Origin of the sequence: Pandoraea anapnoica, from assembly GCF_902459765.1 — a bacterium.
GTDB lineage: Bacteria > Pseudomonadota > Gammaproteobacteria > Burkholderiales > Burkholderiaceae > Pandoraea > Pandoraea anapnoica.
The window spans coordinates 228,544-249,704 of record NZ_CABPSP010000011.1; the positions used below are offsets into that span (position 1 = coordinate 228,544).

The 21,161-nt window shown below is 63.5% G+C and carries 20 protein-coding genes and 1 pseudogene; 17 read left to right on the forward strand and 4 right to left on the reverse strand.

What is annotated here, in order from left to right; genetic code table 11:
* Positions 1-101: 101 nt before the first annotated feature.
* Complete coding sequence (locus PAN31117_RS18530) at positions 102-623, reverse strand: GNAT family N-acetyltransferase (RefSeq protein ID WP_150739491.1); 522 nt, start codon at positions 621-623, stop codon at positions 102-104.
* A gap of 83 nt (positions 624-706) precedes the next feature.
* Here PAN31117_RS18530 and PAN31117_RS18535 point away from each other — a divergent pair, with 83 nt between their 5' ends.
* Together PAN31117_RS18535 and PAN31117_RS18540 are read left to right on the forward strand one after the other, a co-directional pair.
* Complete coding sequence (locus PAN31117_RS18535; protein ID WP_150739492.1) at positions 707-1,297, forward strand: helix-turn-helix domain-containing protein; 591 nt, start codon at positions 707-709, stop codon at positions 1,295-1,297.
* On the forward strand, positions 1,297-1,869 hold the full coding sequence (locus PAN31117_RS18540; protein ID WP_150739493.1) for a GNAT family N-acetyltransferase: 573 nt from the start codon (positions 1,297-1,299) through the stop codon (positions 1,867-1,869). The genes PAN31117_RS18535 and PAN31117_RS18540 overlap by 1 nt, the downstream gene beginning before the upstream one ends.
* Positions 1,870-1,894: 25 nt before the next feature.
* On the opposite strand, the gene PAN31117_RS18545 is transcribed toward PAN31117_RS18540, so the two are convergent.
* Entirely contained in the window at positions 1,895-2,872 is a 978-nt protein-coding gene (locus tag PAN31117_RS18545; protein WP_246189166.1) for an alpha/beta fold hydrolase, read from the reverse strand.
* Between the two features lie 910 nt (positions 2,873-3,782).
* On the opposite strand from PAN31117_RS18545, the gene PAN31117_RS18550 reads away from it, so the two are divergent.
* Positions 3,783-4,421, forward strand: coding sequence for a GntR family transcriptional regulator (locus PAN31117_RS18550; protein WP_150739495.1), 639 nt, complete (start codon positions 3,783-3,785; stop codon positions 4,419-4,421).
* An 18-nt stretch (positions 4,422-4,439) separates the two neighbouring features.
* Here the strand turns inward: PAN31117_RS18550 and PAN31117_RS18555 are convergent, their stop codons facing one another.
* Positions 4,440-5,009: a DUF4019 domain-containing protein gene (locus PAN31117_RS18555; RefSeq protein ID WP_150739496.1), complete on the reverse strand. Its 570-nt coding sequence runs from the start codon at positions 5,007-5,009 to the stop codon at positions 4,440-4,442.
* Positions 5,010-5,143: 134 nt separating this feature from the next.
* On the opposite strand from PAN31117_RS18555, the gene PAN31117_RS18560 reads away from it, so the two are divergent.
* Positions 5,144-6,322: a GGDEF domain-containing protein gene (locus tag PAN31117_RS18560; RefSeq protein ID WP_150739497.1), complete on the forward strand. Its 1,179-nt coding sequence runs from the start codon at positions 5,144-5,146 to the stop codon at positions 6,320-6,322.
* Between the two features lie 63 nt (positions 6,323-6,385).
* Here the strand turns inward: PAN31117_RS18560 and PAN31117_RS18565 are convergent, their stop codons facing one another.
* A complete protein-coding gene (locus tag PAN31117_RS18565) occupies positions 6,386-7,090 on the reverse strand; it encodes a glutathione S-transferase C-terminal domain-containing protein (RefSeq protein WP_150739498.1) in 705 nt (234 codons plus the stop codon).
* A gap of 168 nt (positions 7,091-7,258) precedes the next feature.
* Between PAN31117_RS18565 and PAN31117_RS18570 the strand changes: the two genes are divergently transcribed.
* The 13 genes and pseudogenes from PAN31117_RS18570 to aac(6') form a co-directional block, all read left to right on the forward strand.
* On the forward strand, positions 7,259-7,726 hold the full coding sequence (locus tag PAN31117_RS18570) for a DUF2471 family protein (protein ID WP_150739499.1): 468 nt from the start codon (positions 7,259-7,261) through the stop codon (positions 7,724-7,726).
* 37 nt (positions 7,727-7,763) lie between these two features.
* Positions 7,764-9,389 carry an exonuclease domain-containing protein gene (locus tag PAN31117_RS18575; RefSeq protein WP_246189161.1) on the forward strand — a complete coding sequence of 542 codons (1,626 nt, stop codon included), beginning with the start codon at positions 7,764-7,766 and terminating at the stop codon, positions 9,387-9,389.
* A 381-nt stretch (positions 9,390-9,770) separates the two neighbouring features.
* Positions 9,771-10,751, forward strand: a complete 981-nt coding sequence (locus PAN31117_RS18580) for a LysR family transcriptional regulator (protein ID WP_150739500.1) — start codon at positions 9,771-9,773, stop codon at positions 10,749-10,751.
* Complete coding sequence (locus PAN31117_RS18585) at positions 10,748-12,259, forward strand: flavin-containing monooxygenase (RefSeq protein ID WP_150739501.1); 1,512 nt, start codon at positions 10,748-10,750, stop codon at positions 12,257-12,259. The genes PAN31117_RS18580 and PAN31117_RS18585 overlap by 4 nt, the downstream gene beginning before the upstream one ends.
* Positions 12,256-13,230: pseudogene (locus tag PAN31117_RS18590) on the forward strand (ABC transporter permease). Before PAN31117_RS18585 ends, PAN31117_RS18590 begins: the two are co-directional and overlap by 4 nt.
* Entirely contained in the window at positions 13,230-14,174 is a 945-nt protein-coding gene (locus tag PAN31117_RS18595; RefSeq protein ID WP_150739502.1) for an ABC transporter permease, read from the forward strand. The pseudogene PAN31117_RS18590 and the gene PAN31117_RS18595 overlap by 1 nt, the downstream one beginning before the upstream one ends.
* Positions 14,175-14,182: 8 nt before the next feature.
* The gene (locus PAN31117_RS18600; RefSeq protein WP_370855770.1) at positions 14,183-15,193 is read left to right on the forward strand and encodes an ABC transporter ATP-binding protein; all 1,011 of its coding nucleotides are present in this window, start codon (positions 14,183-14,185) and stop codon (positions 15,191-15,193) included.
* Positions 15,190-16,260, forward strand: a complete 1,071-nt coding sequence (locus PAN31117_RS18605; protein ID WP_150739504.1) for an ABC transporter ATP-binding protein — start codon at positions 15,190-15,192, stop codon at positions 16,258-16,260. Before PAN31117_RS18600 ends, PAN31117_RS18605 begins: the two co-directional genes overlap by 4 nt.
* A gap of 69 nt (positions 16,261-16,329) precedes the next feature.
* Complete coding sequence (locus PAN31117_RS18610) at positions 16,330-17,910, forward strand: ABC transporter substrate-binding protein (RefSeq protein ID WP_150739505.1); 1,581 nt, start codon at positions 16,330-16,332, stop codon at positions 17,908-17,910.
* A gap of 26 nt (positions 17,911-17,936) precedes the next feature.
* A complete protein-coding gene (locus PAN31117_RS18615; protein ID WP_150739506.1) occupies positions 17,937-19,388 on the forward strand; it encodes an acyl-CoA thioesterase/bile acid-CoA:amino acid N-acyltransferase family protein in 1,452 nt (483 codons plus the stop codon).
* On the forward strand, positions 19,385-19,921 hold the full coding sequence (locus tag PAN31117_RS27535; protein ID WP_150739507.1) for a CMD domain-containing protein: 537 nt from the start codon (positions 19,385-19,387) through the stop codon (positions 19,919-19,921). Before PAN31117_RS18615 ends, PAN31117_RS27535 begins: the two co-directional genes overlap by 4 nt.
* A complete protein-coding gene (locus PAN31117_RS18625) occupies positions 19,918-20,517 on the forward strand; it encodes a peroxidase-related enzyme (RefSeq protein ID WP_150739508.1) in 600 nt (199 codons plus the stop codon). The genes PAN31117_RS27535 and PAN31117_RS18625 overlap by 4 nt, the downstream gene beginning before the upstream one ends.
* Positions 20,518-20,732: 215 nt before the next feature.
* Positions 20,733-21,161, forward strand: a 429-nt coding sequence (aac(6'), locus tag PAN31117_RS18630) for an aminoglycoside 6'-N-acetyltransferase (protein ID WP_150739509.1), incomplete at its 3' end; no start/stop codon positions are given.

Sequence of the window (21,161 nt, forward strand, 5' to 3'; positions counted from 1 at the left end):
GATATTTGCTTCGCGTGATGTTGCCTATGCCCAATGAGAAATGCCGCTATATCCGACAGGACACAGCGGCATCGAAGCGATGGTGCGGTGCAGTTTTTTTCTCAGGCGATGCGCAATTCCATGCACGTCAGATCGAGCCAGCGGCCAAACTTCGTGCCCACCTCGCTGAAGGTGCCGACCATCCGAAAGCCTAGCTTCTCGTGCAGACGAATCGACGGTGCGTTCTGCGCTTCGATGGCCGCAATCATCACGTGGACGTCGAGGGCACGCGCGCGCTCGATCAGGGCGCGCATGAGTGCCTCGCCGATGCCGCCGCCGCGCGCATTCTTGTCGATATAGATCGAGTGCTCGACGGTGTGACGGTAACCGTCGAACGCGCGCCAGTCGCCAAACGATGCGTAGCCGACCGTCTTGCCGTCGCGCTCGGCGACGATCACCGGATACCCGCGCTTCAGACGCGCGGCCAGCCACTCACGACGATTGTCCAGATCCACCAGAACCTCGTTCCAGATGGCCGTCGTGTGCTCGACGGCATCGTTATAAATGTCGCGGATCACAGGCAGATCGGCATCTAGGGCGTCGCGGATCGTGAGCGGCGTCAGGGCAGTGGTCGGGGAAGTCATATCAGTGGTCCGGCAAGCAAGGTGGGCAACGCATCAAGTAACATCCATTTTACTAGAAATAAATTTCCAGTAAACTGGACACCATGGATATCAACGAACGCATTGCCCGTCGGGTGCGCGACCTGCGCAGCGAGCGCGGCTATTCCCTCGATGCGCTGGCCGAGCGCAGCGGCGTGAGTCGCTCAAGCATCTCGCTCATCGAGCGCGCGCAAACAAGCCCGACCGCCAACGTGCTGGACAAGCTCGCCACGGCGCTCGACGTCACGCTGGCGTCGCTCTTCGACGACCAGTCGCAGAACGACGCGCCGCCCTCGCCGCTCGCCCGTCATGCGGATCAGCCAGTGTGGACCGATCCGGATTCCGGCTATGTGAGACGCAACCTGTCGCCAGCGCAACCGTCGCCGCTCCAGTTCGTGGAAGTGCAGTTCCCGCCGGGCGAGCGTGTCGCCTACGACACCGGCACGCGGGACAACGAAGTCTGGCAGCAGATCTGGGTCGTCGACGGCACCATCGAGATCACGCTCGGCGACACCACGTGGCGACTCGCTACCGGCGATTGCCTTGCGATGCGCCTCGATCAACCGATCGGCTTTCATAACCCTACGTCAGCCAGCGCCCGCTATCTCGTCGGGCTCGTGACGCTGCCGTTCGTCGCGCCCCGGAGAACGCCCTGATGTCCAACGACGCCGCCCCGCTCACCCCTCCCGCAAGTCTCGTTATCGAACAACTCGATGGCGATCAGGCCCTGGCCGCCGTCGATGCGCTGACCGACGTGCTGATCGATTGCGTCGAAGGTGGCGCGTCGGTGAGCTTCATGTTACCGCTCACGCGTGAGCGCGCGACAGCGTTCTGGCGCAAGGTGGCAGCGAGCGTCGACCGTGGGGAACGGGTCTTGCTCGTGGCGCGTCACAAAGCATCAGGTGCGCAAGACGACGGCGCAATCGTCGGCACGGTGCAACTGATCCTCGATCTGCCTGAGAATCAGCCGCATCGCGCCGACGTCGCCAAGATGCTGGTGCATCGTTCGGCACGACGTCAGGGTGTCGCGGCGCAACTGATGGCAGCGCTGGACGACGTCGCACTCGCCTTTGAGCGCCACGTGCTGGTACTCGACACCGTCACCGGCGGCGATGCCGAGCGTCTCTACCAGCGCAGCGGCTGGCAACGCGCGGGCGACGTGCCGAAGTTCGCCCTCATGCCTGACGGCGGCTTCTGCGCGACAACCTTCTATTACAAGCACCTCTGACGCTGCCCTGCCATTTGCACGTCAATCAGTGCTGCGCCGCCAGCCCGGCGAGCAGTGCCTTGTGAAACGCCGCCGGGTCTTGCATCTGCGGGGCATGCCCCATATCGGGGAATTCGACGAGCGTGGAACCGGGAATTCGGGCGTGCGTCGTTTTGGCCAGCTCGGCGTAGTGCCCGATGCGCGCCTGCACCTCTGGCGGCGAGAAATCCTTGCCGATGGCGGTGGTGTCCTTGTCACCGATCATCAGCAACGTCGGCACGCGAATCTGTCCGAGTTCGTACACGACCGGCTGCGTATAGATCATGTCGTAGAGCAACGCCGAATTCCAAGCGACGATGCGCTTGCCCGGACCACGATACATGCCCGCGAGCATCTGCACCCACGGCTCGTAGCGCTCGCTCCATTGCCCGGCGTAGTACGTCGCTTGCTCATAGCGCCGGATGCCCGGTGCGCTCGTGCGCAACTCGCGGTCGAACCACTCGTCTACCGTCTTCGACGGCACGCCCATCGCTTTCCAGTCCTCCAGACCGATCGGATTGACGAGCACGAGTTGCTGCGTCTCGTCCGGATACATCAACGCGTAGCGCGCGGCCAGCATGCCGCCGGTGGAATGGCCGACGACGGTTGCCGTCTTGATGCCCAGCGACGCAAGCAGGGCATGCGTATTGTTCGCCAGTTGCTGGAAGCTGTATTGATACTGCGCTGGCTTGCTCGATTTGCAGAAGCCGATCTGATCCGGCGCGATGACGCGATAGCCTGCGCCCGACAGCGTGTCGATCGTCTCCCGCCAGGTCGCCGCGCAGAAGTTCTTGCCATGCAGCAGCACGACGGTCCGGCCATTCGGCTGCGACGGCTTCACATCGAGATAGGCCATGTGCAGCGGCGTGCGCTGCGACGTGAAGTCGAAGCGATTGACCGGATACGGATAGTCGAAGCCCTGCAATTCCGGACCGTAAGCGGGACCGGCGTTGCTGTCCGGACTTGCTGCACTCGCCCCACTCATTGCGACGAGCGAAGTGAAACTGACGAGCGCACCGGCGCGCAGGGTCGCAACGACGTATCGCGACAGACGGTAGATGCACTGGGAAAGCGATGAGGGCATGAGTCGATGAGTCAATGAGACAGGAAAACGAAGAGGACGAATGCGACTGCGCCGATTCTGCCATGCGACGCGATTTCCCGAAGGGCAGCGCTGGCGTGGTGCGACATTCGGGGTCAGGTGCAATCGAGCGTCTGCATGTTCGGCGGGGTTTGCACCGATTCCACCAACAATCGCTCTGAATTATTCTCATTTGCCCGTTTTCACAAACAAATCGCCGTCATTGAACGCTGACCGAACCCATGCGGCGTCGGCCAAATCCCGCATGATGGGAAAAACAGACGAAAACAGGCAATCGCGGACGGAAGCCCTGACGAATCGACTGGTGAATACCCATCATTTTTGAGGGGTTATTCAAGACACGTTCTTCACATCTTCAGCAATTTTCCAAAGCCACCGCGCCTCGCATGTTTCGGTACCCGCAACGCTGTGACGGTGGGTGCTCACACCATAAGTGAGTAAGCGCGAACCCCGCCACGTCTGGCGTTATGGTACTTTTTCGACGCTTCAAACGTGCGTATAAGCGAGTCCTCGCTTCGGAAACCAAAAGAATTGTGCAAAACCGGACCGGCGTTATGCCTGTCGCGCATGACTGGCATGACTTTGACCTTTTGGGAACGGTTTTCGGGGTGCCGAAAGAAACTCGGTAAAATCCGCAGCGGCATGAGGGATGGGGCGCACGAGGCGCCCTGATGCATGCATGACACCTACATCGCGCAGCCTCATGCACGAGCGGTCCGGCGAGACCGGCAACGCTCACCGAAGTCGAAGTACACGGCGCACGCGCCGGCTCTAGGGAAGACACAAGCATCAGATGAAAGCGCCCAGCAACCTGATTACCGGTGAAGTGCGGAGCAAGATCCGCGGAATGATTCTCGCTTCGGAGCTCAAGCCGGGGCAGCGCCTCATCGAGGACGATCTGATTCAATTGCTGGGCGTTGGACGCACTCCGGTGCGCGAAGCGTTGCTGATCCTGCAAGGTGAAGGCTTTATCGCCCGTAACCGCGGCTGGGAAGTCCAGGGGGCCGATCATCTGCCCGTGCGCGCCATCTTCGAGAGTCGTATCGCCATCGAATCCGAGACCGCCCGGCTGGCCGCCCGCAAAATCTCGCCCGAGATGTGCGACGCGCTCGATGCCCTCATCGAACAGATGGAGCCGACGGCCAATCAGCCGCGTCTGGCGCTAAATCGTCTCAACACGGAATTCCACGACCTGATTGTGAAGGCCGCAGATAACGTCGTGATCGCGCAGTTTCACGAACGTACGCAGTTCTATTACTGGGCGCTGCGCGTGCCCGTCATGTTCTCGGACGAACAACTGCGCACCACCAATCAGCAGCATCGCGAACTGGTCGCGGCCCTGCGCGCGCATGACGAAGCGCTTGCCGGGCAGATCGCCCGCACCCACGTCGAGACAACGATGGACATCGTCGAGCCAGCGCTGCCGCGCTGAATCGCTCAGGCGCTGAACTTAGCGCACTAGATACCCGGCGACGCGCCAGCGACCGTCGAGACCGAAGACCATCGTGACCATCTCATGCGCTTCGGCCTTGTGCTCGAACACGGTCCCGTACTGAATCACCACGTACTCCCCATCCGGTTGCCCGGGCAGCGTGCGGGTAAAGACCGCGTCCAGCGTCTTGCGTGACTTCACCTTCCCCAACGGCCCACGGGCGGCTTGCAGATTCGCGGCCCAGTCTTCGGCCGAAATCGCCCGCTGAAACACCGGCGCGGCCTGATCCCAGCTTTGTTGCCCACGGTTGATGTCGGCAAGGCCCAACCATAGGTTGGCGGCTTCGAGCGCCGGGCGCACGTCGCGATTGATGTCGGCCGCCGGGGCCGTGCCGGCCTCGGCACCGCTCGCTGGCGTGGCGAACAACGGCGGTTGCGCGGCACGGCGCCGCATCGGCTCCTGCTGCGCGTGCACCGAAACGGCGCTCAGTCCGGCGGCCACACCGAGGACAAGCGCGCTCGCGCGAATCGCAACGCGGTGGCGGGAAAGGAGGGAACGACGGGATGCGTTGAATCGGGTCGTCGGCATGGACGAAAATTCCTCGAAGCAGAAATGACTAACCCGGTCATTCTACTGGCGTCGCCTTCAATGGAATGTAACGCGCGTCGCGGCGTACATTACAATGCTCAACACATGTCAGCCCCCACGCATTGGCCATTGCCATGTTGACGACGTCCCTGCTCGCGATTACCTCACTGCTCAGCTTCATGATGTTGCTGATCGTGGGTTCCCTGCTACGCTCCCGCGTGGCCGGTGTTCGGGAATGGTCGCTTGCCAATGTCGCCGTTCTCGTCGCGCTGCCGCTGTTCGCACTGCGTGGCGTCGTTCCCGATTTCCTGTCGATCCCCGTCGCGAACCTGACGCTGGCGGGCGGCTTGCTGCTCTACTTCGCCGGATGCGCGCGCTTTCTCGGCCGGCGGCCGCACTGGCGCGCGCTGGGGGCGTCGCTCGGCGTTCTCGCGGCGGCAATCCTGTTCTTCTACTACGGTATCGACAACCCACAGCTGCGCGTGGTGATCGTCTCGGCGTATCACGCGATCTGGCTGCTTGCCGTGTCGGTGATGATCCTGCGTCACGTGCCGCCGCGCCGTAATCGCTACAACTACTGGCTGACGGCCGCTATGGCAGCCGCGTTCGCCGTGGCACACATCGTGCGGGGCGCGATCTTCGGATGGACGCCCGCGCCCGGTCCAGACGTGTTCGCACCGACGCTGTTCAACACCATCATGCTGACCATCGGCACAATCGTGATGCCCGCGATGACGATGGGCGCAGTGCTGATGATTCACGATGCGATGCTCGCCACGGCCGAAGAAGCCGCCAACCGCGACTATCTGACGGGCGCGCTCTCACGCAAGCATTTCGATCTGCTCGCGCGTCAGGAGATGGTACGAGCCGTGTCGCGCGGCTGGCCGCTGTCCATCGTCGTTATCGATCTGGATCACTTCAAGTCGATCAACGACACCCACGGTCATGCGGGTGGCGACACGGTGTTGCGCGAGTTCGTGAAACTGGTGCGCGACAGCCTGCGCGAGGGCGACATCTTCGGGCGGCTCGGCGGCGAGGAGTTCGCGGTGCTCTTGCCGGGTACCGACACCCCGGGGGCCATTCGTATTGCCGAGCGGCTGCGCACGCAGGCGAGCCGTCATCTGGTGGCGGGACCGTTCGGGGTGTGCCACTACACGCTGAGCGGCGGCGTGGCGACGTGGCTCGAACGCGAAAGCCTCGAAGCCCTGTGCATGCGCGCCGACCGGGCACTGTATGCCGCGAAAATCTCGGGGCGCAATCTCGTGCTCTCCGACGTGCTGCCCAGCGACGAGACGGCGTCCGAAGCAGGCTGACGGCGCGCGCATCCGGAGATGAGGGAGGCGTGCCGTCGCCGCGCGGACAAAGCGCAAACAGGTTCAGGCAAGTTCAGGGAAAAACTCACCGCGCATACGCGCCACGTAAGCCGTCAGATTCGGATGCAGCTCGATCTGGTTGCGCAACGGCATACGGAACGCTGGCGACATCGCGCCTGAGATGAAGGCGAAAGCGGTGGCGTCGGCACCACAGGGTTTGTCGCCGAAGAAGTAGGGCTTGTCGCCCAGCATCTGCGCGGCCGCCTGTGCACCGCGCGCTAATATCCGGGTCACTTCCTCAGGCTTGTAACGCCCCGTGCCCTGCCCGTGCAGCGTGTTGCGGATCTTACGACGAATCACCGCCTGCGCGACCGGACGCACCGGCCACGGAATCGAACGGAAGAACGACGCCGGCCCTTTGGCAAAGTTCTCGTCGTCGCACCAGCGTGCCTGCACGACATACCAGTAGAAGTGATCCTCCAGCGCCTTCTCGAACATCCACGCCGCGCCTCGCTGCTCGGGCGTCAGATTCGCGTCGAAGTCGAACCCGTACTTCTGCTCGATGTGCAACCGGATCAGCGTTGAGTCCGCGATGATCTCGCCAGCGTCCTCGATATAAGGCAGCTTGCCCTTCGGCGCGCGCCGAAAGCCGCCACGGTCAGTACGGTACGGCACCCCGGCGAGCTTGAGCAGCATCTCCGCCTTGACGACGAACGGACTTGCATCGGGCAGCCCGAATGCGGGGCCGAAGGTTTGCAGTGTCAACATCGGAGGCGTGCTCCTGTGCGAGAAGAATGGCGCAGAGTATTACACGACGGAACCGCCGCGACGAGCCTGTCCCTATCCCCGCTGTCTTCACCGTGTTCACGGTCCGGACTCGTGGCGTGCACACTGTGATTTTATACAGTATCATGTCCTCCAATCGAGGAACATCTCATGGAAACCATCGACTGGGATCAACTGGCGCTGAGCGCCGCCGAGCGCGACCTTGCGAGCATCGTCCGCGAGATCGCCGCGCGCTATGCGCAGCAACGTCTGACGGTCGTCGCGCCAGGCGACATCGTACCGCTCGACTGGCGCACGCTGGTCGCGATTGCCGACGAAGCGGAAGCGGATATCGGACTTCAGGCACGGCACGAGCCGTGGGTGCTTGCTCGCCTGCTGCGTCTGCCTGGCGACGAGGCGCTGCGCCGCGATGGCGAGTTGCCGTCGCTTGACGCGGCCGTCGATCTGCAATGGCCCGACGCCCCGGCACCTGCCGTCTTTCGTGCCATCGTCGCCACATTCGCCTCGCTCGCCGACGACGAACTGACGGCACAGGAGGCCGCTGCCCCATCGTTCATGGCTAGGACTTCGTCGCTGCTGTCAAGCGCCCCTGTCGGTGGTTCGGCGTGTGCGGCCTGAGCGCTGAGTCGGGCGCACCGGAAACGAGGTCCTGCAAGTGTTCGAGAACGTGATCGAAGACGCCGATACCGTAGCCATCCCGCCTGAAGGGATCGATCCGGATGCACTCGCCCGTTCGCTGCCCGCACCGATGGTCTTCGTCGATCTGGAGACGACCGGGGGGAATGCGCTTGAGGACCGCATCACCGAAATCGGCGTGGTCGAAGTCGGCCCCCATGGCATTGAGCAGTGGAGCACGCTGCTCGACCCCGCCGAGCCGATCCCGCCCTTCATTCAGAAGCTGACGGGCATTACCAACGAGATGGTGCGCGGACAGCCCTCTTTCGGCATGCTCGCGCAAGGGCTGGCAGAGCGTCTGCACGGCAAGCTGTTCGTCGCCCACAACGCCCGCTTCGATTACGGCTTTCTCAAGAACGAATTCCGCCGCGCAGGCATCGGTTTTCAGGCGGATGTCCTGTGCACGGTGCGTCTGTCGCGCTTGTTGTTTCCCTCGGCCGCCCGGCATGGGCTGGACGCGCTGATTGCCCGCTTCGGCCTCGCACCGCAAGGCCGTCACCGCGCACTGGCCGACGCCGATCTGCTCTGGCAGTTCTGGCAAAAACTCCACACGCTCTATACGCCCGACCTGATCGGACAAGCGGTGCAACGCGTGACGAAGCGGTCGAGCCAACCGCCGCAACTGCCGGACGAAGCCATCGACGCGCTGCCCGACAGCCCCGGCGTCTATCTCTTCTATGGCGAAGGCGACACGCTGCTGTACGTCGGCAAGAGCGTAGACGTTCGCGCGCGCGTGCGCTCGCACTTCTCCAGCGATCATCTGGTCGCCAAGGACCTGCGCATCTCGCAGGAAATCCGGCGCGTCGAAGTGCGGCGCACGGTCGGAGAACTTGGCGCGCTGTTGCTTGAATCGCAGTTGGTCAAACAGTTGCAGCCGGTGCACAACCGGATGCTGCGCCGTTCCGCAAGTCTCTACAGTTGGCAGTTGGCGCAGGAAAGCGACACGCCGCAGTTGGTAAGCGCAAAGACGGTGGACTTTTCCGGTGCCGAATCGCTGTATGGCACGTTCTCGTCGCGCAACGGTGCGGAGAGCGCGTTGCGTGCGCTGGCCGACGAGCATCGTCTATGTTGCGCGCAGTTGGGGCTGGAGAAGGTCGCGAAGGGGCGTCCTTGCTTCGGCTATCAGGTCAAACGTTGCGACGGCGTATGCGTGGGCGAAGCGCCACGGTCGGACCACACGGAGCGCACGCGCGAAGCCCTCGCGACGCTGCAACTCGAAACGTGGCCCTACGACGGCCCCATCGCCATCGAAGAGCGTGGGGACAACAACGTCGAATACCACGTCATCGACCGGTGGCAGTATCTGGGCAGCGTTGCGTCACGCGATGCGTTGGACGCGCTGGTCGACAACATGCCTGCCGCGACGGGCTTCGACCCCGACATCTACCGCTTGCTGGGTCGACGTCTTGCTGCCTCACGGAATGCAGAATCCACGGCCCCCGCCCCGTTGACGGTGCTGAACCTCACCCGACCGGCGTTTCGTCTTAGCCACGTCGAGCGGCCCGACGCCGCGCCCAAAAAAGTACGAAGTGTGGCGCTTTTGCGTCGCCGTCAGCCGCGTCCTGAAGATCCTGACCAGCTTCGGCTGCCGTTCGACGTCCGGTAACACCCCACGCGTCGCACACGCGGCATCGTCACCGGAATTGCGACGCGCCCCCTCGTCTTAAGCGACGAGACGAAAAACCCCACGTCCGGCATGCCCAATCGGCTGAAGCGGCACGCTGTCGTCTCACCCGGCGAGACGCTTCCCAAGGCCTTCCGGCCCGCTCAATTTCTTTTCCCCCTTGCGTCACCTAGGCAAAACCCTCCTTTGCACTTCGGGTCATGAGCATATAAATATTAAGTATTTGCAAGACGCATGCTGTAGGTCGAAGAATACGCAATCCGAATACAACAGGTTGCGGTATCGGCGGCCCTGGCGTCGTCGATGACCGGAGAGGGCGCGCGTAGGGGTACGTGCGCCGTTCTCATCCCCACACCGAGCCAGATGGAATTACGCCAACTCGAAGCCTTTGCGGCGGTCATGTCGACCGGCAGCATCACTGCGGCCGGACGTCTGCTCGGGCGCTCGCAACCTGCCATCACCCGCATGATTCAGGAGCTCGAAGCCGAGATCGGCTACGCCCTGTTCACGCGCAGCGGCCCTCGCGTCACGCCCACGGAACAAGGCTTTCTCCTGTTTGAAGACGTCGAGCACGTGCTCGCCGGTTTGCAGCAGATTCGCGCCCGTGCCGACGAGATCGCGCGCGGTCAGACCCGCCCGTTGCACGTTGCCGCCACCTCAGCGCTGGCCGCCGGGCTGGTGCCCGCCGCGCTCGCGTTGCCCAGCCTCGCCCACGATGCCCAACAGATTCAGATGCGCAGCACGTCGCCTGAGCAGGTCGTGCATGCCGTGCTGACCGGCGCAGCCGACATCGGCGTGACCAGCCTGCCGCTGGAGCATCGTGGCATCGTCGTGCACTGGATCGGCGAATCGGCCTGCGTGGCAGCCGTGCGCAGCGACGACCCGCTGGCCCGTCATGACCGTCTGCCGCTGGCCGAGTGCGCCGGACGTCGCATCATCACCATGCAGAATCCGTATCGTCTGCGCCGACGCCTCGATCAGGCGTTCTCGCAGGCGGGTGTCGCACCGGCCGGTCTCATCGAGACGAATGCGTCGATCAATGCAATGACCGCCGTACGCGCTGGCCTCGGCGTGGCCGTTCTCGAACCGGTGACGGCCTACGGTCTGCCGCTGGCCGACGTCGCTGTGCGGCCTATCGACGCCGACATTCCGTTCTTCTTTGGCGTCATCACACGCGACGCCCGTGCGCCGTCCCCCGCCGCCCTCGCCCTCGTCGATGCGTTGGCTGACGCCGCCCGTGCGCTGCTGCCTGATTTCGTACAACGCGCCGCCACCGAACACGCTCAAGTCTTGCAGTCGCTCTACGGCGACTTGCCCGCTCCCAAGGAAGCTCAGTCGTCATGACCCTGTCCACGACCTCCCCGATCTCCGCCACCGGCCTGTCCGCGCTCGAAGCGCGTCTGCGTCAGGACCTCGCCTGGCTCGAATTGCCTGCCAGGCGCTGGGTACCCGAGCGCTCGTTCAACGGCCAGCCTGTGCTTGACGTCGCCATCATCGGCGGCGGCATGGCCGGACTCGCAGCCGCGACGTCGCTCACGCACCTCGGTGTGGGCGCCGTGATCTTCGATCAGTCGCCGCGCGGCTTCGAAGGTCCGTGGGCCACGACCGCGCGCATGGAAACCCTGCGCTCGCCCAAGCAGCTCACCGGCCCGGCGCTCGGCTTGCCCGCGCTCACCTTCCGCGCATGGTTCGAAGCGCAGTTCGGCATCGACGCCTGGGACGCCCTCGACAAGATCCCGCGTCTGCAATGGATGGACTATCTGCGCTGGTATCGCGACGTCCTCGCCATCGACGTGCGTAACGACCATCGCATTACCGCCATCACGCCGCGCGGCGAAGACGGTCTGGTCGAGCTGTCGGTGACGTCGCCCGAAGGTGAAAGCAAGGTCTACGCGCGTCACGTGGTGCTCGCCACGGGACGCGATGGCCTCGGTGGCCCGACCGTCCCCGCGTTCGCTCGCGAATTGCCGCGACGCTTTTACGCGCATTCGTCCGACGTGATGGATTACGCAACGCTGCGCGGCAAGCGCGTCGGCGTGATCGGTGCGGGGGCATCGGCCATGGACAGCGCCGCCACCGCGCTCGAAGCGGGTGCCGCCAGCGTCGACATGCTGATTCGCCGTGCGGACATTCCGCGCGTCAACAAGGGCAAAGGCGCAGGCAATCCCGGCCTCACGCACGGTCACGTCAGTCTGCCGGACGAGTGGAAGTGGCGCATCCGCCACTACGTCAACGTGCAGCAGGTGCCGCCGCCGCGTGGCAGCACGTTGCGCGTCTCGCGTCACGACAACGCGCGCTTCAACCTCGGCGCACCGATTCTCGACGTCACCCCGGTGGGCGAAGAACTGCACGTGCGCACCGCCAAGGGCACGTTCGTGCTCGATTTCCTCGTCTTCGCGACGGGGTTCCGCATCGATATCGAGAGCCGCCCTGAGTTCGCCGCTTTCTCGAAGTTCGTGCGCAAGTGGAGCGACCGCTATACGCCCGCAGCGGGTGATGAAGACGTCGAACTGTCGGACTCGCCGGATCTCGGCCCGACGTTCGAGTTTCTGGAGAAGACCCCGGGCACCTGCCCGGGTCTGGAGCGCATCCATTGTTTCTGCGCACCGGCCACGCTCTCGCATGGCGCGCTGTCGGGCGACATCCCGGCCGTGAGCGAAGGCGCGAAGCGCCTCGCGCAAGGGCTGGCGGGCACGTTCTATCGTGAGGACGTCGAGCACCATTACGCCAACATGGAGGCGTATGAGGAGCCGGAAGTCTATGGCGACGAATGGACGCCCGCGCCGCCGCCAGCCGATGTCGCTGTCGTTGCCGCTACCTCGCCCTCGGACAAGGAGCGTCTCGCATCATGACCGCATGGATTCTGCGCCGCGTATTGCAAGCGGTGTTAGTGGTGTGGCTGATGACGCTGATCGTGTTCGTCGGCCTGCACGCGATCGGCAATCCGATCGACATCCTGATCGGTCAGGACGTCGACCAGATCGACCGCGCCCGCATCATCGCGCAGCTCGGCCTCGACCAGCCGTTGTGGCGGCAATACCTGTCGTTCATCGCGGGCGCGCTGCACGGCGAGTTGGGCAATAGCTACGTGTACAACGTCCCGGCCATCCAACTGATTCTGCAACGCCTGCCTGCAACGCTCGAACTTGCGTTCGCCGCACTCATCCTCGCGGTGTTCATCGGCATTCCGCTGGGGCTGTTTGCCGGTCTCTATCCGCGCAATCCGATCTCGAAGCTGCTGATGACGGGCAGCATCGTGGGCTTCTCGCTGCCGACATTCTGGGTCGGCCTGATGCTCATCATGTTTTTCTCCGTGCATCTGGGGGTACTGCCCGCGAGCGGTCGCGGCGAGACGGCGCGCCTGTTCGGCGTGGAATAGTCGTTCCTCACCGTCGACGGGCTGCGTCACCTGATCCTGCCTGCACTCAATCTGGCGCTGTTCAAGATTTCGCTGGTGCTGCGTCTGACGCGCGCCGGGGTGTCCGAAGTGCTGCCTCAGGACTACGTGAAATTCGCGCGTGCCAAAGGCTTGTCGCCGCTGCGTGTCGTGCTCGTGCATGTGCTGCGTAATACGCTGATTCCGCTGGTAACGGTGCTGGGTCTCGAATTCGGTTCGACCATCGCCTTCGCGGTCGTGACGGAAAGCGTGTTCGCGTGGCCCGGCGCGGGCAAGCTCATTCTCGACAGTATCAACGCGCTCGACCGCCCTGTGATCGTGGCGTATCTCATCGTCGTGGTGTGCCTGTTCGTATCGCTCAACCTGATCGTGGACGTGCTCTACAAGTGGCTCGATCCGCGTGTGCGCGTGGAGGCCGCTGCCTGATGTCGCTGAACCCATCCCCCAATAGCGCGCCAACGCCAGCGCTCACCGTCGAACCCGTGCCCGTGCGTCGCGAATCGCCGTGGCAGCAGGGGCTGCGCGAGCTACTGCGTTCAAAGAGCGCAGTGCTCGGTCTCGTCGTGCTTGTGGTGCTGATCGTCGCCGCGCTGACCGCGCCGTGGATCTCCCCGCAGAATCCGTACGATCTGGGGCAGCTCAACGTGCTGGACAACCGGCTGCCGCCCGGCTCGGAAAACGTCGACGCGCACTACACCTACTGGCTCGGCACCGACGGTCAGGGGCGCGACCTGCTCTCCGGCATCATCTACGGGCTGCGCATCAGTCTGGGCGTGGGGATCGGCTCGGCGCTCGTCGCCGGGATTCTCGGCACGATCCTCGGTCTGGTCGCTGCCTATGCAGGCGGTCGCGTGGATGCATTCATCATGCGTCTGGTCGACCTGCTGCTGTCGTTCCCGTCGATTCTCGTTGCGCTGATGATCCTCGCCTACGTAGGCAAGGGCATCGGCAACGTAGTGCTCACACTCGTCGTCCTCGAATGGGCCTACTTCGCGCGAACCGCGCGCGGGCAGGCGCTGGTCGAGTCACGTCGCGAGTATGTCGAAGCCGCGCGTTGCCAGGCGATTCCGAACTGGCGCATCGTGCTCGGTCACATTCTGCCGAACTGCCTGCCGCCGCTGATCGTCGTCGGCTCGCTGCAAGTCGCGCGCGCCATTACGCTCGAAGCTACGCTGTCGTTCCTCGGACTCGGTGTGCCGGTGACGGAGCCGTCGCTCGGCCTGCTCATCGCCAACGGCTATCAGACGATGCTCTCCGGCGACTACTGGATCAGCTTGTATCCGGGGCTGGCGTTGCTCGTCACGGTCGTCGCCATCAATCTCGTGGGCGATCGCCTGCGCGACGTGTTCAATCCAAGGTTGCAGAAATGAGTGGCGCAGTGACTTCCTCTCCCTCGTCCACCAGCGCACCGCTCACGCTGGAAGTGCGCAATCTGCGCACGCAATTCATCACGCGCACAGGTACGCTTCCCGCCGTGGATGACGTCTCGTTCTCGCTGCCAGCGGGTCACATCATGGGGCTCGTCGGCGAGTCCGGCTCGGGCAAATCGGTGACCGGTTTCTCGATCATGGGACTGGTCGATGCGCCGGGCCGCATCGTCGGCGGCGAAGTGCTGTTCCAGGGCCGTGACCTCACCAGGATGTCCGCCGCCGAATTGCGTCACCTGCAAGGTAATCGCATCGCGATGATCTTTCAGGATCCGATGATGACGCTCAACCCGGTGCTGCGCGTCGACGTGCAGATGATCGAGGCGGTGCGCGCGCATCAGAAGATGTCGAAGTCGCAGGCGCGCGATCTCGCACGCGACACGCTCGGCATGATGGGCATTCCCAGCCCGGACGAGCGTCTGCGCGCGTATCCGCATCAACTCTCGGGCGGCATGCGCCAACGTGTGGCGATTGCCATCGCCATGCTGCACCGCCCGGATCTGATCATTGCGGACGAACCGACCACGGCGCTCGACGTTACGATTCAGGCACAGATCCTCTCCGAAGTGCAGAAGCTGGCGCGTCAGAACGGCACCGCGCTCATCTGGATTACGCACGATCTGTCGGTCGTAGCAGGCCTGGCCGATACGCTCGCCGTGATGTACGCGGGGCGCATCGTCGAACAGGGCGCGGTCGACGCGGTCCTCGACGCACCACAACACCCTTACACCGCAGGCCTCATCGGCAGCCTGCCAAGTCTGAACAAGCGCGGCCAGCGTCTGCGCCAGATTCCCGGCATGACGCCGAATCTGACGAACATGCCTGTGGGATGCGCATTCGCGTCGCGCTGCGCCTACGCGACGTCGGTCTGTGGCGAGCGTCCCGAGATGACGCAGACGTCGCCGGGTCGCCTCGTGCGTTGCTTCCACCCGGGCGCTGCGCTGCAAAAGGAGATGGTATGAATACGCCGCTGCCGCAAAGTCAGCCGGCCACCGCCGGTTTCGGCAAATCGGTCAGTCCCAGCGCCACGCTACCTGCGCCCATCGTGGCACTGCGCGGAGTGAGCAAGCGCTTCGGCGAACGTCACGTCGGCCCTGCCGGACGCCTGCTGGAGCGCGCCGGTCTCGCGCATCCGCCCGCCGTCGTGCGTGCGGTCGATAACGTCGATCTCATCGTCAAGCCCGGTGAAGTGGTCGGTCTCGTAGGCGAGTCGGGCTGCGGTAAATCCACGCTCGGACGCATGCTCGCGGGCTTGCTCAAGCCGTCTTCCGGCGAAGTGCAGATTCACGGACGGCCCGCCGAGGCATTGTCGGCGGACGAACAACGCGATGCGCGTCTGAAGATTCAGATGATCTTTCAGGATCCGTACGCGAGTCTGAACCCGCGACTGCGCATCGACCGCATCGTCGGCGAAGGCGCGCTTGTGCATGGTCTGACAGATCGCGCCGGGTTCGACGATTACGTGAGCGCGCAGTTGCAACGCGCAGGTCTCGATCCGGCACTGCGTCATCGTTATCCGCACCAGTTCAGCGGCGGGCAGCGTCAGCGTATCGGCATCGCCCGCGCGCTCGCGGTGAATCCCGATCTGCTCGTGTGCGACGAAGCGGTCGCCGCGCTCGACGTCTCGATTCAGGCACAGATTCTGAATCTGTTCATGGACCTGCGCGAGCAACTGCGTCTCACGTATGTGTTCATCAGCCATGACCTCGGCGTGGTCGAGCATCTGTCGGATCGCGTGGTGATCATGTATCTCGGACGCATCGTCGAGAGCGCGCCGGTCGAAGAAGTCTTCCGCCGCCCGAACCATCCGTACACGCAGGCACTGCTCGCCGAGATTCCGCGTATCGATGTGCGTCATAAGACGTTCTCCGCGATTCGCGGCGAAATCCCGAGCCCGATTGCGCCGCCGAGTGGCTGTCACTTCCATCCGCGATGCCCGCACGCCATGCCGCGTTGCCGCACGGAGGTGCCGAAACTGCGCGGGGTGGCCATCAATCACGTCAGTGCGTGTCACCTGAACGACAACTGACCCGCAACTTACCGACAGCTCACCGAAAGCTCTCCTCAACGAATCACCAACGACCAGGATCGATTGATAATGAAACGCTTCTTGTTGTCCTCTCTGGCGGCTGCCCTGCTCGTGACGAGCGCAGCGGCCTCCGCGCAAGCCAACTCATCGACGCTGCGTATCGCCTTTGCCGACCCACTCTCGTCGCTCGACCCGCAGTTGAACAACCACGCGGGGGACCGCTCTGTGGATCTGCATTTCTGGGATCTGCTCGTCGAAAACAAGTGGAACAAGCTCCAGCCGGGCCTTGCCGTGTCGTGGAAGGCGCTTGACTCGAAGACGTGGGAGTTCAAACTGCGTCCGAACGTGAAGTGGCACGACGGTCAGCCGTTCACGGCTGCCGACGTCATCTACTCCTACCAACGCGCGCGTAACGTGCCGGGTAGCGTGGCGACCTTCGCGGGCTATCTGCGCACGATCGACACGATGAGCGCGCCTGACCCGCTCACGCTTGTTGTCAAGACGAAGATTCCGAACCCGGACCTGCCGCTGAACCTCGCGTCGGTGCATATCGTCAGCAAGCACGTAGGCGAGAAGTCAAATACCGACGACTACAACGCGGGACGCGCCATGGTCGGCACTGGCCCGTTCAAGTACGTCTCGTACACGCCGGGCGACCGCGTGGAGATGGTGCGCAACGACAACTACTGGGCCGGCAAATCGGAGTGGGAGAAGGTCGACTATCGCTACATCAACAATGGTGCGGCACGTACGGCCGCGCTGCTGGCCGGTGACGTCGACGTGATCGACAAGGTCTCGGCGTCGGACATTCCGCGTCTGAAGAAAGCGCCGAACGTGACCGTGTACCCGTATCCGGGTCTGCGCGTGATGCTGCTGCAACCGAGCTTCCGTGAAGGCACCAACCAGTACATCACCGACAACGCTGGCAAGCCGCTCGCGAAGAACCCGCTGCTCGACGTGCGTGTGCGTCGCGCGCTGTCGCTCGCCATCAGCCGCGAAGCGATCGTCTCGCGCATCATGCAGGGCACGGCCAGCGTGGCCAACCAGTGGATGCCGAAAGACACCTTCGGCTACAACCCGGACGTGAAGGACATTCCGTTCGATGCCGCACAAGCCAAGAAGCTGCTGGCCGAAGCGGGTTTCCCGGAAGGCTTCAAGCTGACGATGCACGTGCCGAACGACCGCTACCCGCAAGGGCCGGAGACGGCACAAGCCGTGGCGCAGTTCTGGACGCGTATCGGCGTGAAGACGCAAGTCGAGGTGGTGCCCTGGGCCGTGTATTCGAGCCGTGCGAACAAGAACGAGTACGCGATGACGATGCTGGCATGGGGTAACGGCACGGGCGAAGCGAGCTACGCGCTCGTAAACGTGCTGGCGACGGTCGACGCCAAGAAGGGTCTGGGCGCTTCGAACTGGGGTCACTACAGCAACCCGGCCATCGACAAGGCGCTCGACGCATCGACGGCCGAGTTCGACGAAGGCAAGCGTGAAGCGATCCTGCGTCAGTCGGTGAAGGTCGAGACGGACGACGTCGGCACGATCCCGCTTTACCACTACCAGAACATCTGGGCCGCACGTAAGGGCCTGAAGGTCACGCCGTTCACGAGCGATCGCACCGTCGCGATGCAAGTGACCAAGGCCACGAAGTAAGGCGTCGACACGTTATGACGTCATCGATGACCTCATCTCTCTCACTGACGGCGACGCCCGCTGACGCGCTGATCGACGTGTCGCGTCACCTGGTGGTGCGCGGCGCGACGCCCGGCGCTCAGGTCACGCTCACCGCCCGCACCGCGCGGGCGGGTGGCGTGGTGTGGCATGCCCAAGCGACGTTCGTGGCCGATGCCGACGGCACGGTCGACGTATCGCGCGACGCCCCCGTGAGCGGCAGCTATCAGAGCGTGTCCGCGATGGGCCTCATCTGGTCGCAAGTGCCGGAAGACGGCAAGAGTCGCGACGTCTTCCCGCAACCGGTCGTCGCACCGCTGGTGACGACAGTGCTTGCGCATGAAGTCGGCGTCGATGGTGCAGCGTCGACGGGCGCTACGAGCGCTTCCCCGGCATCAAGCGGGGAAACGCGACATGCCGTCGGATCTGCCACGGCGTCTGGCGCCTCGACTACCGACGCGCCATCTGCGCAGACGCAAACCTCACGCCGCTCGTCGGTATCGTTCACTCAGCGGCTTGCCGCAGAGGGCGTGACGCGACGCGAGGTGCGTGAAGACGGGCTCGTCGGCACGCTGTATCTGCCGCCGGGCGAAGGCCCGCATCCCGCCGTGATGATCCTCAACGGGTCCGGTGGCGGGATCAACGAGCCGCGCGCTGCGTTGTATGCGTCGCACGGTTACGCGGCATTCGCACTCGGTTACTTCAAGGGACCGGGGCTGCGCGACTACATCTCCAATACGCCGCTCGAATACTTCAAGCAGGGCATGGACTGGTTGCGCCATACGGTACGCCCTGCCCATGACTTCGTGGCGCTCTCGGGGCAGTCGCGGGGTGGCGAGCTGGTGCTGCTGCTCGGCGCGACGTTCCCCGAGGCCGTCTCTGCGGTGATCGGTTATGTGCCGAGTGCGCTGATCCACAGTGCGCAGAATGCGTGCGATCCTGCCATCGGTCGCGAAGGTCCGACTTGGTTGCTCGACGGCAAGCCCTTGCCTCACATCTGGGAAAACAACCGGACGGCGTCGTGGGCGCCCTTCGACGAAGGCCCGCCGCCCCATCGTCACGCCAAGGCCATGCTGACCGCGCTTGACGATGCGCAAGCCGTCGAGCGTGCGCGCATCCCCGTCGAGAAAATTCGCGGGCCGGTGATGTTGCTGTCCGCAGAGGACGATGGCTCGTGGCCGTCGAGTCTCTATTCGCGGATGGTGACGGAGCGGCTCGCGGCGCATGGGCATCCGCATGCTGTCGAGCATCTCGATTTCGACCGGGCCGGGCACGCCATCGTGTTCCCGTTCGTACCGACCACGCAGCTCGTGTACGCCCATCCCGTCTCAGGCAAGATCAGCACCGGCGGCGGCGAGCCGGACGCCAATGCGATCGCCGACGAGCGTTCGTGGGCTGCGGTGCAAGCGTTCCTCGCGCAGGCTGTCGCCGAGCGCGCTCATTCACAAGGACAATCATGACCGTCAACACTCAATACGATATCGCCAACGATCTCGTCGACCGCGTCGCGGGCCTGACGCCGGGGACGGCTACGCATACGTTGCGTCATGCGCGCGACAAGGTGGCCGTCGCCACGCAGGGTAGCTACGACGGGCTGTTCGATCCGGCGCTAGAAGGTATCTCGCTCGTGGAGCGATTGCTCGTCGGGCTGTATGCGAGCCGCCTGACGCCATCGCCAACGCTCGCTGCGCACTATCGCGCCGAGTTGGGCAAGCATGATGTCGATACAGCGCAGTTGAAGGCCGCAGAATCGGGATCGCCGGACGATGTGTCGGATGCACGTCTGCGTGCGATTCTGACGTTCACACGTACGCTGATTGAGAACCCGGTAGCGGGAGATAAGGAAGCGCTTCACAAGCTGCCGGCCGCTGGATTGACGACGCCGGCCATCGTCGCGCTGGCACAACTGATTGCGTTCCTGTCGTATCAGACGCGTCTGGTTGCGGGACTGCAAGCGCTCAAACAACTGGCTCCGCAGGAGGTGACGGCATGAGCGAGATCATCCGTTCGCATGGATTTACTAACGAGTCGCTCGACTGGGACGCCTGGCTCGATGTGGTCGAACTCGATAAGGCAACGCCGGAACAGGTAGCGGTACTGGAAGAAAGTCATCCGAAGGCTAAGACGTCGGATTATTACCTCTTCCTCGTGCATCAACCTGAGATCCTTCGTCAACGTTCTGCGGCATTTAACGCCATCATGTACGCGCCGGGCGGCATGCCGCGTGCTGAGCGAGAGCTGTCGACGACCGTCGTCTCGCGTATCAATGGATGCGTTTATTGCGCATCGGTACATGCGCAGCGATTCGAACAGTTGGCGAAACGTAACGACGTCATCCGTGAAGTGTTCGACGAACCGCGCACTGCGGGGACAACGGATCGCGAAAAGGCGATTGCGCAGTTCTCGATTGCGCTGACGGAGACACCTGGCGAGGTGCGTCCGGCGCAATTGCAAGCGTTGCGCGACGTCGGTCTGACTGATGCCGAGATCCTCGACCTGATCCACTCCATCGCCATCTTCGCGTGGGCCAACCGTCTGATGCTGAATCTGGGCGAACCGGTGTTCCCGGAGACGGTTGCTGCGGTTTAAGACCCAGGTACGCGCGCTGAGTACGGGCATTCGGGAATCGAGTGTCCGGTCTCACGCAAACCGCAGCTTAAAGGAGGTGTACCTCAGTTAGGCGTGGCTAGCGTTAAGTTGAAATAACACACGCGCTGCCCAATGGGTAGCGCGTTTTGTTTTGGGCGAAAGGAAGTCGCTCGCAGGTGTACGCTAAGTCCTCTGGATCAACGAGCCCTTAAGCGATGACACGTACACAGTTCCACATCAAAAAGATTGCCTCGAATGACGCGACGTCCTGGCGCTCGCTAAGAGAAAAGCTCTGGCCTCAGGCGAACGCTGAGGAGCATGAGCAAGAAGCGAAGGACATGCTGTCGCAGCCTGAACGACATCTGGTGCTCATCGCCAAGTCAGCGGCGGGAGACACCATCGGATTCGCAGAGGCATCGATACGGCACGACTACGTCAACGGTTGCGATACATCGCCAGTCGTCTTTCTCGAGGGAATTTACGTGGTTCCTCCCGCGCGCCGCAACGGTGTGGCACAAGCCTTGTGTGCGTCCGTCGAGCAATGGGGGATATCGCATGGATGCGCAGAGTTCGCGTCCGACACGCAGATCAACAATACCGAGGCCCAGATGATCCACCAAGCACTCGGGTTCACGGAAATGGAG

Bases quoted from the DNA above. Each gene is read 5' to 3' on its own strand.
- PAN31117_RS18565 (WP_150739498.1), bottom strand. From the start codon at position 7,090: ATGTTGACACTGCAAACCTTCGGCCCCGCATTCGGGCTGCCCGATGCA.
- PAN31117_RS18530 (WP_150739491.1), bottom strand. From the start codon at position 623: ATGACTTCCCCGACCACTGCCCTGACGCCGCTCACGATCCGCGACGCC.
- PAN31117_RS18595 (WP_150739502.1), top strand. From the start codon at position 13,230: ATGTCGCTGAACCCATCCCCCAATAGCGCGCCAACGCCAGCGCTCACC.
- PAN31117_RS18555 (WP_150739496.1), bottom strand. From the start codon at position 5,009: ATGCCGACGACCCGATTCAACGCATCCCGTCGTTCCCTCCTTTCCCGC.
- PAN31117_RS18545 (WP_246189166.1), bottom strand. From the start codon at position 2,872: ATGAGTGGGGCGAGTGCAGCAAGTCCGGACAGCAACGCCGGTCCCGCT.
- PAN31117_RS18625 (WP_150739508.1), top strand. From the start codon at position 19,918: ATGAGCGAGATCATCCGTTCGCATGGATTTACTAACGAGTCGCTCGAC.
- PAN31117_RS27535 (WP_150739507.1), top strand. From the start codon at position 19,385: ATGACCGTCAACACTCAATACGATATCGCCAACGATCTCGTCGACCGC.
- PAN31117_RS18570 (WP_150739499.1), top strand. From the start codon at position 7,259: ATGGAAACCATCGACTGGGATCAACTGGCGCTGAGCGCCGCCGAGCGC.
- PAN31117_RS18560 (WP_150739497.1), top strand. From the start codon at position 5,144: ATGTTGACGACGTCCCTGCTCGCGATTACCTCACTGCTCAGCTTCATG.
- PAN31117_RS18580 (WP_150739500.1), top strand. From the start codon at position 9,771: ATGGAATTACGCCAACTCGAAGCCTTTGCGGCGGTCATGTCGACCGGC.
- PAN31117_RS18585 (WP_150739501.1), top strand. From the start codon at position 10,748: ATGACCCTGTCCACGACCTCCCCGATCTCCGCCACCGGCCTGTCCGCG.
- PAN31117_RS18610 (WP_150739505.1), top strand. From the start codon at position 16,330: ATGAAACGCTTCTTGTTGTCCTCTCTGGCGGCTGCCCTGCTCGTGACG.
- PAN31117_RS18550 (WP_150739495.1), top strand. From the start codon at position 3,783: ATGAAAGCGCCCAGCAACCTGATTACCGGTGAAGTGCGGAGCAAGATC.
- PAN31117_RS18535 (WP_150739492.1), top strand. From the start codon at position 707: ATGGATATCAACGAACGCATTGCCCGTCGGGTGCGCGACCTGCGCAGC.
- PAN31117_RS18540 (WP_150739493.1), top strand. From the start codon at position 1,297: ATGTCCAACGACGCCGCCCCGCTCACCCCTCCCGCAAGTCTCGTTATC.
- PAN31117_RS18605 (WP_150739504.1), top strand. From the start codon at position 15,190: ATGAATACGCCGCTGCCGCAAAGTCAGCCGGCCACCGCCGGTTTCGGC.
- PAN31117_RS18615 (WP_150739506.1), top strand. From the start codon at position 17,937: ATGACCTCATCTCTCTCACTGACGGCGACGCCCGCTGACGCGCTGATC.